Annotated in this window: 22 protein-coding genes; 8 read left to right on the top strand and 14 right to left on the bottom strand. The window is 36.5% G+C overall.

All coding sequences use genetic code 11. From position 1 onward, the window contains the following. Positions 1 to 557 precede the first annotated feature (557 nt). On the bottom strand, positions 558 to 875 hold the full coding sequence (locus CUU64_RS21085; protein ID WP_180954703.1) for a hypothetical protein: 318 nt from the start codon (positions 873 to 875) through the stop codon (positions 558 to 560). A gap of 227 nt (positions 876 to 1,102) precedes the next feature. Between CUU64_RS21085 and CUU64_RS21090 the strand changes: the two genes are divergently transcribed. Continuing rightward, complete coding sequence (locus CUU64_RS21090; protein ID WP_101635629.1) at positions 1,103 to 1,597, top strand: hypothetical protein; 495 nt, start codon at positions 1,103 to 1,105, stop codon at positions 1,595 to 1,597. A 151-nt stretch (positions 1,598 to 1,748) separates the two neighbouring features. Here CUU64_RS21090 and CUU64_RS23290 read toward each other — a convergent pair whose 3' ends face one another. Both CUU64_RS23290 and CUU64_RS21095 read right to left on the bottom strand, forming a co-directional pair. Continuing rightward, positions 1,749 to 1,949 carry an AMP-binding protein gene (locus CUU64_RS23290; protein WP_142383670.1) on the bottom strand — a complete coding sequence of 67 codons (201 nt, stop codon included), beginning with the start codon at positions 1,947 to 1,949 and terminating at the stop codon, positions 1,749 to 1,751. Between the two features lie 61 nt (positions 1,950 to 2,010). Continuing rightward, positions 2,011 to 2,514 carry a hypothetical protein gene (locus CUU64_RS21095; RefSeq protein WP_101635630.1) on the bottom strand — a complete coding sequence of 168 codons (504 nt, stop codon included), beginning with the start codon at positions 2,512 to 2,514 and terminating at the stop codon, positions 2,011 to 2,013. 192 nt (positions 2,515 to 2,706) lie between these two features. Between CUU64_RS21095 and CUU64_RS21100 the strand changes: the two genes are divergently transcribed. Beyond that, complete coding sequence (locus CUU64_RS21100) at positions 2,707 to 3,516, top strand: STAS domain-containing protein (RefSeq protein WP_101635631.1); 810 nt, start codon at positions 2,707 to 2,709, stop codon at positions 3,514 to 3,516. A gap of 201 nt (positions 3,517 to 3,717) precedes the next feature. Continuing rightward, entirely contained in the window at positions 3,718 to 4,917 is a 1,200-nt protein-coding gene (locus CUU64_RS21105) for a NupC/NupG family nucleoside CNT transporter (protein ID WP_101635632.1), read from the top strand. 66 nt (positions 4,918 to 4,983) lie between these two features. On the opposite strand, the gene CUU64_RS21110 is transcribed toward CUU64_RS21105, so the two are convergent. Both CUU64_RS21110 and CUU64_RS21115 read right to left on the bottom strand, forming a co-directional pair. Continuing rightward, positions 4,984 to 6,234 carry a D-alanyl-D-alanine carboxypeptidase family protein gene (locus tag CUU64_RS21110; RefSeq protein ID WP_101635633.1) on the bottom strand — a complete coding sequence of 417 codons (1,251 nt, stop codon included), beginning with the start codon at positions 6,232 to 6,234 and terminating at the stop codon, positions 4,984 to 4,986. Positions 6,235 to 6,483: 249 nt separating this feature from the next. Further along, complete coding sequence (locus CUU64_RS21115) at positions 6,484 to 6,918, bottom strand: peptidylprolyl isomerase (RefSeq protein ID WP_101635634.1); 435 nt, start codon at positions 6,916 to 6,918, stop codon at positions 6,484 to 6,486. 217 nt (positions 6,919 to 7,135) lie between these two features. On the opposite strand from CUU64_RS21115, the gene CUU64_RS21120 reads away from it, so the two are divergent. Together CUU64_RS21120 and CUU64_RS21125 are read left to right on the top strand one after the other, a co-directional pair. Beyond that, on the top strand, positions 7,136 to 7,318 hold the full coding sequence (locus CUU64_RS21120; RefSeq protein ID WP_101635635.1) for a hypothetical protein: 183 nt from the start codon (positions 7,136 to 7,138) through the stop codon (positions 7,316 to 7,318). Between the two features lie 156 nt (positions 7,319 to 7,474). Then, the gene (locus CUU64_RS21125) at positions 7,475 to 7,849 is read left to right on the top strand and encodes a nucleotide excision repair endonuclease (protein ID WP_101635636.1); all 375 of its coding nucleotides are present in this window, start codon (positions 7,475 to 7,477) and stop codon (positions 7,847 to 7,849) included. A gap of 356 nt (positions 7,850 to 8,205) precedes the next feature. Here CUU64_RS21125 and CUU64_RS21130 read toward each other — a convergent pair whose 3' ends face one another. The 3 genes from CUU64_RS21130 to CUU64_RS21140 form a co-directional block, all read right to left on the bottom strand. Then, complete coding sequence (locus tag CUU64_RS21130; protein WP_180954713.1) at positions 8,206 to 8,679, bottom strand: CcdC family protein; 474 nt, start codon at positions 8,677 to 8,679, stop codon at positions 8,206 to 8,208. Positions 8,680 to 8,779: 100 nt separating this feature from the next. Continuing rightward, entirely contained in the window at positions 8,780 to 9,148 is a 369-nt protein-coding gene (locus CUU64_RS21135) for a response regulator (protein ID WP_101635638.1), read from the bottom strand. A gap of 172 nt (positions 9,149 to 9,320) precedes the next feature. Continuing rightward, a complete protein-coding gene (locus tag CUU64_RS21140) occupies positions 9,321 to 10,028 on the bottom strand; it encodes a cytochrome c biogenesis CcdA family protein (RefSeq protein WP_101635639.1) in 708 nt (235 codons plus the stop codon). A 258-nt stretch (positions 10,029 to 10,286) separates the two neighbouring features. Between CUU64_RS21140 and CUU64_RS21145 the strand changes: the two genes are divergently transcribed. After that, a complete protein-coding gene (locus tag CUU64_RS21145; RefSeq protein WP_101635640.1) occupies positions 10,287 to 10,445 on the top strand; it encodes an aspartyl-phosphate phosphatase Spo0E family protein in 159 nt (52 codons plus the stop codon). Between the two features lie 194 nt (positions 10,446 to 10,639). Here the strand turns inward: CUU64_RS21145 and CUU64_RS21150 are convergent, their stop codons facing one another. After that, entirely contained in the window at positions 10,640 to 11,707 is a 1,068-nt protein-coding gene (locus CUU64_RS21150; RefSeq protein WP_101635641.1) for an ATP-binding protein, read from the bottom strand. Positions 11,708 to 11,824: 117 nt separating this feature from the next. Between CUU64_RS21150 and CUU64_RS21155 the strand changes: the two genes are divergently transcribed. Continuing rightward, entirely contained in the window at positions 11,825 to 12,103 is a 279-nt protein-coding gene (locus CUU64_RS21155) for a SpoIIAA family protein (protein ID WP_101635642.1), read from the top strand. Positions 12,104 to 12,193: 90 nt separating this feature from the next. Here CUU64_RS21155 and CUU64_RS22270 read toward each other — a convergent pair whose 3' ends face one another. From CUU64_RS22270 to CUU64_RS21175, 5 genes are all read right to left on the bottom strand, one after another. Then, entirely contained in the window at positions 12,194 to 12,361 is a 168-nt protein-coding gene (locus CUU64_RS22270; RefSeq protein WP_180954706.1) for a hypothetical protein, read from the bottom strand. 281 nt (positions 12,362 to 12,642) lie between these two features. Next, positions 12,643 to 12,792, bottom strand: a complete 150-nt coding sequence (locus CUU64_RS21160; protein ID WP_257985623.1) for a hemolysin XhlA family protein — start codon at positions 12,790 to 12,792, stop codon at positions 12,643 to 12,645. A 108-nt stretch (positions 12,793 to 12,900) separates the two neighbouring features. Next, positions 12,901 to 13,185, bottom strand: a complete 285-nt coding sequence (locus CUU64_RS21165) for a hypothetical protein (protein WP_101635643.1) — start codon at positions 13,183 to 13,185, stop codon at positions 12,901 to 12,903. Between the two features lie 228 nt (positions 13,186 to 13,413). Further along, the gene (locus CUU64_RS21170; RefSeq protein ID WP_101635644.1) at positions 13,414 to 13,875 is read right to left on the bottom strand and encodes a hypothetical protein; all 462 of its coding nucleotides are present in this window, start codon (positions 13,873 to 13,875) and stop codon (positions 13,414 to 13,416) included. 355 nt (positions 13,876 to 14,230) lie between these two features. Next, entirely contained in the window at positions 14,231 to 14,881 is a 651-nt protein-coding gene (locus tag CUU64_RS21175; RefSeq protein WP_101635645.1) for a DUF4163 domain-containing protein, read from the bottom strand. A 182-nt stretch (positions 14,882 to 15,063) separates the two neighbouring features. Between CUU64_RS21175 and CUU64_RS21180 the strand changes: the two genes are divergently transcribed. After that, positions 15,064 to 15,465, top strand: coding sequence for a hypothetical protein (locus tag CUU64_RS21180; protein ID WP_142383666.1), 402 nt, complete (start codon positions 15,064 to 15,066; stop codon positions 15,463 to 15,465). Positions 15,466 to 15,862 lie beyond the last annotated feature (397 nt).

The raw sequence follows: 15,862 nt of genomic DNA on the forward strand, positions 1-15,862 counted from the left end.
AATTCCCCCTCTATATTCATTGCACTTGACTACTTTCCAGGTTAAATTTTTCCGTACTAAAGTGTTACTTATTTTTAAGTTGATTGGCCCAAAATTATTACCAAAACTAAAAATAATTTGTCCTGCAAGAATCATCTAAAAATCAAAGCTCGGGAGCTGTATATAAGGAATGTAACATTTAAAATGAAAAAACTCGCCGTTATGAGCGAGTTTTAAACTTACTTATACCTATAATAAGAAAGCACTTTAATCTAAATCAAATGTGCATCTAGAGTAGCAAAACGTTCTGTAGCAAAACAATAGCTGCAAAATGTCATTCTTTCTTATTTATTAAATACAACCTATAATATAAAACCATTCTTATTTTCTCCTAACAGAAAGTAATGAGCGTAAATGATTAATTGGCTTTCTCCCCTCAGTCAGGCAGCCTTTTTGAATAAGTAAAAACATACAAAAAATAGTACTGAGTAATACGTAAAAAAGGGAGGACATTTAACAGTCCATCCCTTATGTTGGAACATCCCATCTCTCAATAGCTGGCAAATTGATCAACCACTTTATTCACGGTGCCCTCCATATCCATGGTGATATGGATATCCGCCATAGCCCATTCCGTGGCCTGGGTAGCCCCCATATCCCATGCCGTGGCCTGGATAGCCTCCATAGCCCATTCCGTAGCCCGGGTAACCTCCATAGCCCATCCCGTAGCCCGGGTAACCTCCATAGCCCATCCCGTAGCCCGGGTAGCCTCCATAGCCCATTCCGTAGCCCGGGTAACCTCCATAGCCCATCCCGTAGCCCGGGTAACCTCCACCCATTCCATATCCCATACCGTAGCCTGGCTGGCCTGCGAAACTTCCCATTTGTCTTTCCATTTTTCTCCTCCTTCGCTAGTTACAACATAAGGTATGTGTCCATATTGAAGGGAGAATAGACTCTTGCCCATTTACAGAAAGAAAAAATTTTCTTTTGTTGGATTTCTACGATATGGCTATTTCAGGATCATCTACCATATATCTAACCTTTTCATTCATCCGTAACCATAACATAAATCATCCAGGCGAATATAATATCACAGATGCTCTGTAAGGGAGTGATGATTTTGAATGAAAAGCAACTTCAACAGAATCTCGAGATTGTCAGCACCATCCATAGGAAAATTAATATCATCACTGCATCCCTAATAATTACAGGCCAAATAACCATTTTAAGGATGTATATTGAACCAGGCGGTTTTGGATTTACATTAGGCGGACCGTTGACAGGCAGAATTCGTTTAGAGGGAAAACACGGGAATGAAGCTTTATCACTTATATTAGATATCGTTGACATTATTTTGGCTATTCTTTTATTAATTGATGAAATAGAGGTTAACGGCGTATTCCTTTCATCTGGAGGTGGCTTTAGTTTTAATGTAACCGGGCCTATATTCGGGGGTCCAAAAATCGATCCCACCCTCCCGGATATAAGCAAAGTAAAAGAAACATTCCATTGGATTGTCTCAGAGCACTTCAATATAAACCCCGAGTTAATAAAACAACTACAAAGGAATGATATCTATGGCATTAACAGATCTCCCCACTTTCAGACCATCTAAAGGAAGCAGATTCCTGGTTGCGCTTCCGATTGTTCTTTTTATTTTTTTCTTTACGCAGCCTAAACGGGTCGATCAGATATAGCTATGTAATTTGATCCCCCTAAAAACCGAAATTCAAATTAAACCTCCCCTGTTTTTTGTAAGTAAACAACTAGCAGCTACGGCACTGCTTTAAAATTTTTTTATGATTGAGTGAATAAAACCAGTCATCAGCAAATACTATCACGGCATCTGAATCATAAAAAATATAGCCTGCTTTATGGGACGTTAATCGAAAATTAATAGGGACCACAACTCCGCCTGCTTTCAAGATCCCATAATAAATAAAAGTTACATGATATTTTACATTGATTTTTTTATGATTGTCTTTACCTTATGAACCTGCTATTCACACACAAAAAAAGCACCCGGTTTCACTCCGGACGCCCATTTTTCCAATATTCATAGATAGCTTCCCTAAAGAATCTGTTTAAATCAGCTTGTTTTTGATTTTTAACCCATTCCGCCTGATCGATTGGCAATGTTACTTTTAAACGGACCTGTTCATTAGGCATTTCAATTTTCCTGATGTCCTCAATGGTTATTCCCTTTTCAATTTCAGGAAAGGATATGTCGTTTTCACTGAATACTTGTAAGTTCCCGAATTCTTCTATATCATTTAGTTCGCAATATAAATTAAGCTTTGGCAGTCCACCAGATAATCGTTGTACATGCATAATAGTATTGATCATATGTCCATCGTTTAACTCTATTTCTAATATTAAATTCTCTTCATTTCCATATTTTCTTTCCACAATTTCGCTCACGATCATATCCAATTCCAAAGTAAAACGCGAACTTGACTCTACTATATATATAGCACTATTAAACACATAAATACTATCCCCATCAATTTTGACAGATTTTATATCAACCATTAACCGTCTTCCCTTCACCAAGCCCTTCGGCACAGGAACTCATTATCCCTGCATACTATTCTCCATTTCTCCTCAACAAAAATTATAGAGGGTTTTTTCACTACAAACAATACTGATAGTCCTTTCTCAAGTTTTTTAGCCAATATGCTTGGGTATATGTGAATAAACGATCAGACTGGCGAGGTGAAGCCCATGGACCATGCATTGCAGAATGTTATTGCTTGTCTTGAACAAGAGAAAGAGAGAGTAATCGAAAAAATATTGGAAAAGGCAGAAGAGAATCTTCAATTTGATATCACAGAAGAGGATCTGGATCATCATAGATCCCTTTTGGTATCTTTAATCGGATTAGTTTCCAATAGCTTAATGAAAAGAATTGATCATATAAAAAGTAATTTTGTATATGATGTAGACAATTACTTTCATAATAAAGGCGTTTTTCTTACAGACATAATTGACCTGCTTTGTGACTATCGTTTATCTATGCTGAAAGAAATACGGGAAAGATGTATTTCAGAGGAAATGGACACAGAGGGTATTTATGAGGTCTACGATAAGGTGGTAACTATTTTCGACGTAGTAATGCGGAATACGACTGACCGGTTTAACGAGAACCTCCGGACATCCATCAAAGCACGTGAAATGGAGATATTAGAACTGACAGCGCCGATAGTTCCAATAAAAAAAGGGGTTGCTGTTTTGCCTCTCATCGGCGATTTCAGTGAAACCCGCGCCACTTACATCACAAATACAGTAATCCCTAAAATATCCCAAATGGATATCGATTTGCTGATCATCGACTTTTCTGGCATTCACGTTTTTGATACGTTTGTCGCCCAGCATTTTTTCCAGATTCGCGACATTTTAAAACTCCTGGGAATCATCCCAGTGATCACTGGCATAAGACCGGCTCTTGCCCAAACAGCCATCCAATTAGGAATTAAAATAGATGATTTGCGCACCTACACAAATGTTCAACAGGTCCTTGAACAATTGCAGTAACCCAGACTTCTATAAAAATAATTAGGTAGTCAACTTGATAATATTTCTATGTCTGTGCATCATGCACAGACATTTTTTATTCTCTTTCTGTTCCTTTTCTTAAGCACCTTTCATTCTATTTTCCTGTATAGCCTGTAAATAATAGCAAAAGATAATAGTGGAATTTTGCTTTAGGAAACACAACAACTATGGAGGAGAAAAATGGACATATTGATCGGAATTATCAGCATAGTTGTATTATTGGCTATCTGCTACCTTTTTTCAAAAAATCGCAAGAACATTAATATAAGAGCCATCGTGATTATGCTGATCTTACAATTTGCTTTAACATGGTTTATGTTTAACACAAAAATCGGACAAACAATTTTGAACAAAGTATCAGGTGTTTTTAACAAATTATTAGATTTCGCCAGGGTCGGGGTGGAGTTTGTATTTGGTGGCATTCAGACGAACGCACCATTCGTTTTTTTCTTTAATGTATCCTTGGTAATTATTTTCTTCTCTACGCTGCTTTCTATTTTAACTTTTTTAAAAGTCCTTCCTTTCATCATTCGATATCTAGGCGGGGCTTTGTCTACCGTTACAGGTCTGCCAAAAGTAGAATCCTTCAATGCAATAAATTCTATTTTCTTTGGACAATCTGAGGCCCTTTTAACCATAAAGTCACAATTTTCTCGCTTAAGTAAAGATCGGCTGTACATGGTTTGTGCTTCCGCCATGGGTTCGGTTTCAGCGTCAACAAGCGGGTCATACATGCAGTTGCTCCCTCCTAGGTATGTGTTGGCTGCCATGGTCTTAAATGCTTTTTCTGCATTAATCGTTGCTTCCATTTTGATGCCTGTTAAAGTGCCTAAGGAAGAAGATATTATTGAAATCAATAAAACCGAGCAGGCTGATAGTTTTTTTGAAGCGATGAGTGAAGGGGCAATCGATGGCTTGAAAATTGCTGGAATTGTTGCAGGAATGTTAATAGCATTTATTGCTACAATGGAATTGGTGAACTTCATTATCGCCAATATTACAGGAGCATTCGGTTATAAAACAAGCCTTCAGGAAATTTTTGGTTTCATCCTCTATCCATTAGTCTTCTTAAGCGGCGTACCGGCTAACGAGGCCATTCAAGCGGGCGGAATAATGGGGACCAAAATTGTATTGAATGAATTTGTTGCTATGCTCAGCTTTAAACCGATGATTCCTGACCTTACTGAAAAGACCGTCGCAATCGTGTCAACCTTCTTAATTTCCTTTGCGAACTTTAGTTCTATTGGAATCATTGCCGGGTCAGTCAAAGCCATCGATCCTGAACGAGGAAGATGGGTTTCCGGTTTCGGTTTTAAATTACTATTTGGCGCGACAATAGCATCGTTTTTGTCAGCAACGATTGTAGGGATTTTTATATAAAACAAAAGCTAGGAGATAACCTCCTAGCTCCTTGCTTCCTGACTAATTTTAAATATGGCGAAGCCCTTATATATTCCCTAGGCTTTTTCGATGGCGTAAGTTTCTTACAATAATCAAACCAACGTAAATGGCCACAGGTACTCCCACACTTATTAGGAACATCATAATAGTACTAACATGAGCTGCGCCCTGCTCTTGCTTGTTTTCATTTTTGCTGGCTTCTTTTATTTCTTTTTTTACTGGTATAATGATATCTTTATTCGATTTGAGCGGAATCTGTTTGATAACCCTTCCTTGGTAAATCACATTTACATTCCCGACAATGTCCCCTGCTTTAAATCCATTAGGATGGTTAAACGTTTGAATTTGGGTTTTATATCCCGGCTTTTCTCCCTTTTTAAAGGTCACAGAATAATCCTGTGATGACAACAAGGATACTTCTACATCTTTGAATTTCAATGAATCTACAGCTTGATTCTTTTTTACGATGTTTTTTACATTCAATTGATTAAACGCAAAATTCCCCATGATGGCAATATCTTTGTACTCCTGGGCTAACGTTGTCTTCATGACGACTGCAATTACTGTCTTGCCATCTTTCTGCAGGATTTCGACAAGTGTATTTTGCGCTTTGCGGGTATATCCAGTTTTCCCGCCTAATGCAAGCGGATTATCATGAATCTTGCTTTTGTTCACTATCCTTACTTGCCTTTTATTTGTATGGATTACAGCTTCCTTTGCACCCATTGCTTTCATTACAGTTGGAAATTTTAACGCTTCTTTGGCAATGAGTGCCATATCATAAGGCGTTGTAATATGACGATCATCATGCAGTCCATTTGGAGTTACGAAATTACTATTGACTGCTCCAATCTCTTTTGCTTTTTTGTTCATAAGTTGTGCAAACGCCTTGGTATTTCCGGCTATTTTTTCGGCAACCGCGTAAGTGACATCATTTGAGCTCTTGATCATCATTGCGTTTAGGGCATCTTCCTTTGATAATTGTTCTCCGCTTTGCATCAGAAATGCCTGGTTGCTGGGATCTTGTTTAACAGCCTGAGACGATGCCGTAACGATTTCTCCATCTTTTAGTTTCTCGGCTAAAATGATGGCGGATAACACTTTTGTCATGCTAGCCGGGTAACCTTGCTTGGTTGCGTTTTTGTTGTAAAGAATTTTTCCAGTAACAGCGTCGATCGCAACGCCAAATTCTCCTGTTATAGCCGGCTGTGGAGCATCAGCCTTTGCTTTAACAGGAGAAACGGCTACGCCTACCAATAAGCACATACCCAACAAGATTTTTCCTAACCACAACATAAATGTACCCCCATAAACCAATAAAAAATGAATAGGTAACTAATAACTGGCTACTAACAAAATATTCATATCTATAATGCCTTAATTGTAAATGTGGAATAATAGTAATTTAGTCCTATTACAGTTTACCATATATTTGGCATTACAGAAATAAGAATTATTTACCTACAAGCCAACACACAACATAAAAACGCCTATCGACGGATAGACGTTTCAAAAGGATTTTTTTAATTATGGTTCTGCTTTCACTTACCCTGTCACTTTAATCGTGTTTATACCTGCACCTTGCCTCATGTTAAGAGCATGCTCCAGCCCCTCAGTAACTTTGCCAAATACAGTATGAACTCCGTTAAGGTGCGGCTGTGGTTCATGGACAATAAAAAATTGGCTGCCACCTGTATCTTTGCCAGCATGAGCCATTGATAAAGACCCGGCTTCGTGCTTGTGCGGATTACCTTCTGTTTCACATTTGATGGTGTAACCAGGTCCACCTGTTCCGTTTTTGTTTGGGCAGCCGCCTTGGCTTACAAATCCAGGAATTACCCTATGAAAATTCAACCCATCATAGAAGCCCTCATTCGCCAATTTTTCAAAATTTGCCACCGTGCCAGGAGCTTCCTCTGGGAATAATTCAAAGCTGATTTTATTCCCATCTGTCAATTCTATGTATCCAGTTTTAGCCATCATTATCTCTCCTTTATTTCTAAATCAGTTACATTCTATCATATAAGTAAAAATCATAGAAATGTAACCATCATGTTTTTCATTTTTTTCTTCTGACAGCTCTTGCATCCTGCAAAATCTTCATCTTTGATTTAAAGCAATGCAGTAAGCCCTCAGATTGATGCACTTTCATAAACTCCCCAGAAACAGTGCAATATAATAATCGGAGGTGTCACATATGACTAAAGATAAACAGCCAGTTACCTATCAACAAACATTAGGAACAGAAATAAAGAGAGCCCAATTTAACCACGGAAAAGATCCATCAGTATTTGTTGAAGGCGGCGACCCGTCACTTTCCACCGATTCTGCAAATCCAGGCCAAGATGTAGAAGTTCCTGACAATAATCCGAATTTGTAAAACAAGGGCGACCTGTTTGGTTGTCCTTTTAAGAAAACTTTTGGGTTCGCAAAGTCTCCATGTATGAATCCTTTTTCTTTTTGAAAATCTTGCTTGCGAATCTCCATGTCGAAATGATAAAATTAATGTTTATATCTACATAAGGAAGTGATTGGCATGATCAAAATCGAAATACCTGCACCAGATCTATCCATAACACAACGTGAACAGGCAATAAACAGAAACGAACCAAAAATCCCCAGTATTAACGGATTCATTGATTTTCACTTGATTCCCCGTGACAAAGGAGGAATCTTTATGTTTTATAATATTAATGATGAACTTTTGTTCGTCGGCAAGGCAAGAAAGTTAAGGCAAAGAATCAAAAAACATTTTGAAGACAATGTGTCGCCTATTAAATCACATAGGGACGAGGTTTACACCATTGATATCATCTATGTTGACGATCCTGTTGACAGGGAGATTTATGAGACCTACATCATTAATGTCCTTAAGTCAAAATACAATGTTGATAAAGTCTTCTATAAATAAGTTATCAGGGAGGGTTCTTCTCCCTTTTTATCTTCATATATGCAACTGTTCCGTGTGCTTTGCCTTTACTATCCACCAAACGTTAATCTTTTAACATTGTCCACCCTCTGTTTGTTAACCAAAAATCTATTAGCATAAGAATAAAAACCACCTGAACCCGCAAAAAATGATTAATTAATGTTTGGCAGTTATCGTGGAAGCTTAACAAATGATGCGCTTCCACTGTTAATGCTACCGGAATATCGGCAGCCGCTCGATATCAGATCCCAAGAAGACATATTTATCTATACTTTTGTGAAAAATAGTACATACCAAAATAAAAAAACCTCCAAAAACCGGAGATTTTAACATGGCACCTATTTAAGTCCATTATTGAAACTCTGTTTAAGTTTCTGGTATTGAAGGAACATGGAAACCCGCCAAGGAACGATCATGGCAAATGCCAATAGGAAAAACATGCCACTTAATTCACCAACGTCGATGGTTGTGCTTAAAATCAATTTTGCAATAATCCTTATGATCAATAGCCCAATCAAAATTATAACAAATGCCCTTGAACGCTTGAGGAATATTTGATCGTCCTTAATTTCAAAATTAGAGGTTTTGATAAGGAGGATTGAAAAGAGCAAACCAACCGTTACAGCTTCCAGCACCTCCATCGCAGTTAGCCGGAAGACGGGAAATAAAAACATCAAGGCTCCTGTACTCATAAAAACAGGGGGCAAAATGATTTTTTTTGCATTCACAGGCCGTTTAGCAGCTTTCATCCTTATAAAAAGCGCGAAAATTGCCATTAAAATCGCTAATGCTGAAGAAAGATAAACCACGATTGATCATCCCTTTAACAAAAGAAGGTAACGTACTAACTTATTATATAATATTGCCCAATTATATAAAATGTCCTTTTCAAATTTAAAACCGTTTAGATCTCTAAACGGTTACATCCAACACCCTATTTATCGCTTCTATTACACGGTTTTCCTCAAATGGCTTTACTATAAAATCCTTAGCCCCAGCTTCAATCGCTTCTACGACCATTTTTTGTTGGCCCATTGCAGAACACATCACTACTTTAGCATCGGGGAACTCTTGCTTGATTTCTTTAACTGCATCCAAACCGCTCATTACAGGCATTGTTATATCCATCGTGACTAAGTCGGGATGTAATTCACGGAACATTTCAACCGCTTCTTTTCCGTTTGCCCCTTCTCCAACCACATCATGCCGAGCATTTGTTAATATGTTTGAAAGGGTTAATCTCATAAATTTTGCATCATCGACTATTAGTATTCTGGCCATCTGAAGAATCCTCCTCGCATCACTAACAGAAAAACAATCTTTCTACAAAATGCCTTTTTTCTATGTATAAAAAAATGATCGCAACTTTAAATATATAGGATATTGACAGTAAATTCAAATGATTTATCAACACAAAGAGTCTTCCCAATGCTTATTGGCGTTTCATAAACAGTTAAAAACCAGTAAATCCACCAAATAGGTTAGAAAACACAATAATGATCTTGGTCATCCAGTCAAAAAATAAAACAATCCCCATAACAATCATTAAATAACCACCAATTTTCACTATGGAATTACTGTATTTCTTGATCCACTTTAATCTGCCTATAAAAAAGGAAAGAATGAAAAAAGGGATGGAGAAACCTAAAATATAAGCGACCATGTAGGCAATGGAGGATCCGGGATTTGTACCTGCCATAACAAAAACTGCAGAAAGAATCGGTCCCGTGCATGGTGTCCAACCGGCTGCAAATGCCAAGCCGATTAAGACTGAGCCAAAATATCCGCCCGGCCGGTTTTTAAATTCAAAGCGGGTATCCTTCATTAAAAATTTGGGCTGGAACACACCAACGACGATTAAACCGAAGAATATAATCATAATAGCACCCAGCTGCCTAATTAAATCCTGGTACTCATCAAAAAAACGTCCCAAAAGTGAGGCGCTGAAACCGAGTGCTATGAAAATGATTGAAAAACCGAGAAGAAAAAACAAAGTATGAAATAAACTCCTTCTCTGAAGCATGGCATTTTCAGATTTTATCTCTCCTACGCTCATACCGGTTATATAAGAAAGGAACGCCGGATAGAGCGGTAAACAGCATGGGGAAATAAAACTTAAAAAACCTGCCCCAAAAGCAAGCAACACGTTAACATCATTCAAGTACGACAACTCCCCGCTTTGCAATCTACCATCATTCTAACAAATTGAAATCCAAAAAGATATGCAAGGAATTGTGACTTTTACGATTCTTTTTCTTTGTGGTGCCAATTTTATAAGAGTCCAAAATTCGAAAATTTGATTAGGACCTTCTGTTTGAAATAACTTCCATAACCACTTATAATAACTACATTCGCGCACTCTGTATCTATCTCAAATATAAATATGTACTTCAGTTCATCTGTAGAAAGGACCATAATCGTGACAAAGACTGAATTTTTGGCACTAATTGAAAAAAAGAGGATCGAATTGTTCCAGATTGTGTCCAAGAATGGATTGAATTCCAATGTGACATTGAAACATAGTCAAGAATTAGATCGGCTGCTCAATCAGTACAATAAAGCAATTTTTGAATCGTGATATCCTCCTCGATAAGCAAATCCTTCTCCTTTAAAAATAACGGATTCCTTCCTTAGGACAAATACATCCGTTTACTGGCGGACAATTATTCCGTTTCTACTATTATCCGTATTCATAACACTTTTTCCAACAAATAAAAAAAGATAGGTACAGTAATATGCCTATCTTATACTCCAAATTATTTAGCAGCCACTTCATGCCTTAATCGAATGAAACTCACCGTATTTCGGCAAAGAAATGGTGACCGCTGTTCCTCGGTTTGGTTTACTTTCGACTTCAATTGTTCCATGGTGGTTTTCTATAATTCGCTTGCAAATCATCAACCCAAGTCCAGTACCTTTTTCTTTTGTAGTGTAAAAAGGTTCAAAGAGTGTCTTTTGCCTCTCTTCTGAAATTCCAGAACCATTATCAATGATTTGGATAACATAATTATTCTCCGAGCCTGCTTTTAGTATAAGGTCGATATTTTTATTGGTTTCCAACGTAGCTTCCAAGGCATTTTGAATCACATTAATAAGGACTTGTTTTATCTGATTCGGATCGCATAAAGCTGTTATGGAGGATTCTAGTACGGTATTCACTTTGACACTTTTTATGTTGGATTGCGGCTCCATAAATTTTACTACATTCACTATTAATTCTTTTATATCTGTTTCTTTAAATTCTATCGTATCACGCGGTTTTGCCAGAAACATAAATTCATTTACTATTTTATTGATCCGGTCTAACTCACTTAGCATGATATCTAGATATTCTTTCGTCGGTACGTCATTCATTGTTTCTTTCAAAATTTGGGCAAACCCTGTAATAGAAGTCAAGGGATTTCTAATTTCATGTGCAATCCCTGCTGCCAGTTCCCCAACCATTGAAAGCTTTTCCATTTCGTGAACCTTCATGTCATTCTTCTTTTCTATTGTGATGTCAATCGCTGTGCCGTTTACTTCAATTGTAGAAGAATTAATTATTATGGGACTCAAACAGGCCACATAGTAAGAGCCATTTAAGCTCCCTTCGTAATTCACAGTTTCCCCATTCCATGCCATATCGTAATACATGTGTTTTTGATTCGCACTGTCTTCAGGCAAAAAATCATATAACGTATGGCCCACTACATCAGTTGCACATATCCCAACCTTATCAAGGAAATCCCCTTCAATGAATGTATGGATAAAATGATGGCCCTTTTTAAGAAATTTAAAAACAAAACCATTTTTTCGGGGTACCAGGTTTTTGTAGTTAATGCTCCTCTTTATTCCTGCCATGTTTTTCCCCCTTTAGACATTATTATTCTACTTAATTCGTCATATTACACTAAAATCCTTTTAACTTTTCCCATGAATTCGTTTCAATATCGCTGTGCAAGGGAAATCATAAAGCAATTGCAAAAGGGGAGGACAGTTCAATGCTACTATTTTGCCGAGTCAAGACATATCACCATTGCCATCGAGTTTGATGGAAAGGCAACAAAAGAAGATGCGATGATTTTGGACAACTACGTCAGAAGTAATTTTCAAGAAAATGAAAAGTTTAACATCCTAGCCATTATGCATGGTCTGGATGGGATGACAGTAAGAGGAATAGTGGATGGGGTAAAATTTGACGCAAAACGGTGGATGCAATTTAATAAATTCGCCGTCATTAGCGATACTTTTATTTAGATTGTTTAGTTACAAAATTGCGACCCCTATTGCCAGCCTTTACTAACAATTGGGGTGCAGTTCAACTCATATTGTGGGTTTTGTCTTTCTTTAACGATTGTTCCCAGGTGTGCCGTTCATTAAATCGTCACCTGAACGATTTGTTTCTAAAGTCGTGCGATCATCCAAACCAGCTAAATCAGATGCTGATATTACTACTTTTTCTCCGCCTATTGTTTCAGGTGTGAAATTGGAATCCTTTTGGTTTTGTTTTGACATAATGCGATCCCTCCTTCCTTATCATCTCCAAAGCCTTTATTGTCCGTGGTTGGATTAATTATAACTCCCATGATGGATATAAGGACTAATACAGCATCAACGAAAGCAATGATTTCTGTTTTGACTTCCTAAGTAATGTTGTAATTAAAAAATAAAGCCGCCCCTAATTGAGCGACCAATAACGCTTGAGATACAATGGACATCCATAGAGCGTAACTTTTGAACCTCAAGTTATCCCCCACCTTTCATTAACAGTCCAAGCAACCCCATAGCAATAGCACCTATAATAATTCCAATATCCAAGTCGTATTGCTTTTTATAGATGATAAGTCTTCTTTGATGTCTGTGATATTAGATTCAGCTACTGCTACACGAGTCTCCAGATTTGTCACCCTGTCTTCTAGTTTTGTTACCCTTACTTCTGGGTTCATCGTTAAACCTCCAATCAAAAAAGGCGAGCATTAATCCCACCTTAATTTAGACACATAAAATAGAGGACTGAAAAACAGTCCTCCACAATACATCATGCTTATGTATGTTTATATCTTACTTTTAATTATATCCTCGATAATTTTATTAATATCTAAAAATCCTTGCTCATGTAATCTTGGAACAGCATTATTTTGTAAGTATTCCCAATCTAAATCAATCGTGTATTGGTCATTTGCGTTAGCAATTTCCTTACTGTTTTCCCTCATTAGGATTCTGTATTTATAAGGCCATAAACCTGTCTTATGCTTTTGCATAATAAAATTAGAATCCTGCTTAATGTTAGTCCAAAAAGTAAGTCCACCTTGTGTAGAAACTGGCTTTCTAAATGGCATTTTTTTATCCCCCTTGTTATATCTACATGTAAATATTAACTTTTTCTACCATCAAGCTACAATACTTTTGTCCTAGAGTTTTTTTAAATCATAAAAAATACACCTACTTTTCAGTGGTGTTCTGTGTCACATAATGATCCTACTTTCCTCTATAACTACGTGTTACATAACGCAAAAGACGATTCTAATAAGTGAATAATATCGTCCATGTGTTTCCTTGTATTCAATTTATGCTAGAAAAGGACTCATTAAAGGTTTATCTTTAGCAGATTTATTTGGCTTAAGAATAATAACGTAAGATTCTGACTCTTCCTCATATACAAATAACGCTTCATAAAGAACAAAAATAATTTCTTTTCCTTGTTTTTCGTATATCTCAATTAGTTTGTTTAAATCCTTTTCAGCGTAGATTTCAAACAATTCTGGTACGAGTACCGCAAACTCAAAAATGCGCTGGAGAACATCTTTTCCATTCGAACAATTAGAAATCTTCTTGAGTAGTTTTGATTCTTCGCTAAGTTTTACATTATTAAATGTAATTTTTATAGGTCTGGTTCTTTCAACTTCTTGATCTAGCGCTAAGTAAAACAGTTCGTCTTCTTGATAAATTAAAGTAATCTCATCATTAGATTGTTTATCATTCCTCGTTAAATTTCCTAGTTGCTTCATAAATTTCCCATGCAGTAACATATTAAAAGTTCCCCTTTTCTCATAAAAACAAATATCAGATACTATATTTTATAATGATATTGTAATTGAATGAATTAGTTTATCAAGGGATTTTAATTTTTTATTACGTCAATTCGTCCTACTCTGACATTAAGCCGGAGTTTTCAACGCCATTGTTTTATCATATTCCGTCTGTGTATCCGGTGAAATCAGCCGGATTGTTGATTGGTAGTGTCACTATTTTTTTATTTGCATCGTTTGCTAATACTTAATTCCTTTGAGTGGAATGATATTAAATCTTTCATTCTACTATCTCCCCTAAACAAAATAAAAAAAACCACTGAACCGTTTTTAGCTCAGTAGCTCTAAATCAAAATTACTTATATATAGACTGTGCTACCTTAATTACTGGCATTTCAGATGATGCCCAAGCTGTGTACTCTTGAAAATTTAAGATAATTCCACCCTTTGTATACACAAATTCACTGGATGTTTTTAAATCTTGGTAATTATATGCCTCAGGGAAAATATCATGTTTTTTACTTAAGTTATTAATGTAATTTACGAGTTTTTGTTTCTTTGCATTTGTTGTCATAAGATTATCTAACTTTATTTCAGTACCAGAACTCATATTAAAATTATAAGATTTTACGTAAATGTGGTTTCTTGCTCCCCCACCATATGTATCCGTAAAGAACAAAACACTAAGTGTTTTACCGTCATTATATTTGATAGAATATTTAGTTGTATGATACCAGTCGCCTGTATAATCAGGTTCTTCTTGTTTGAATTTTTCCAACTCATAATATTCCTTGTAGGACTTTTTTATTTCATTTAACAAGATATTATTGATTTTCTTTTCCATTGTTTTATTCTGAAGTCCATTGACTTGCGGATATTTAAGATCTTCGATTTTATTGTACTTATATGGTACAACCTTAAATCCTGAAGCAGCGTCGGTTTGTGTAGAAAAAGTAAAACTCAAAATGATTGCAAAGAACAGCGTTGTTAAAAATAGTTTCTTCAAAATTATTCCCCCTATTTGTCTGTACTCTAATGTATTATCGGAATAATTTTCCTATAATTAACCTATTAACATAATATTATGATGCTAAGCCTCGCCTACATTTGTCTGCAAACAAACAAGAACGGTTCGGCCAGAACGTCCCATTACTAATAAATTTCACAAACACAAAAACACACTCCATATTGGATGTTATTAGGCTTGCAAAAGGCCGTAGAGAACAAGCCTTTTTAAGAAAGGAATTATTTAACAATAAACACACAGACATGTGTTGTATATGCGGAAAAGAATATCTAATTGAATTTTTAGTAGCAGCTCACATCAAAAAGAGGGCCGATTGTTCCCAGGATGAAAAACTAGATAATAAAAATATTGTTATGCCCATGTGTGCCTTTGGATGTGACGAACTTTATAAAAAAGGGTTTCTTTCTATGATCGACGGTACCGTTCGCGCGTTACAAGATACACGACTATTACCTAGTGCTTTGCAAGAATACATTACAAAAATAGAAGGTCGCGAGTGTGTTCATTATAACAGAGCAACAGAAAAATATTTTAAATGGCACCATAACCACCACAGTAAATAACAATCAAATTACTGGGCTATTGGTTTTATTTCTATCCTCAACCTCCCGATCAATATAAGGCTGCGTTAAATTACATAAGGGTATAAAAACCTTGTCCACAACTTATGGAGGTGGAATCATTATCTTATGGGCTCTTTTGAATTTAAAGCGAGTGTTATGATTTCCAAAGTATTGCATATCTTCGTGTCAGTGACAAACTTCAGAACCTAGATAGGGAGCGGGTTCAATTGTAGCCACTCGGAATACCCAAGAAAATAACTAGCTTGATACAGGCAACACCTTTATTTCTTTAAATACTAAAAAGGAGCCAAAATTACGGCTCCGACTTTTTATATTTATTCACATGCATAACATCCAGTAGTAATTGACACTAATTAGATTGTCGCTGAGCAGGTAT

It is taken from the genome of Bacillus sp. V5-8f, assembly GCF_002863565.1.
In the GTDB taxonomy this organism is placed as follows: Bacteria; Bacillota; Bacilli; order Bacillales; family DSM-1321; genus Peribacillus.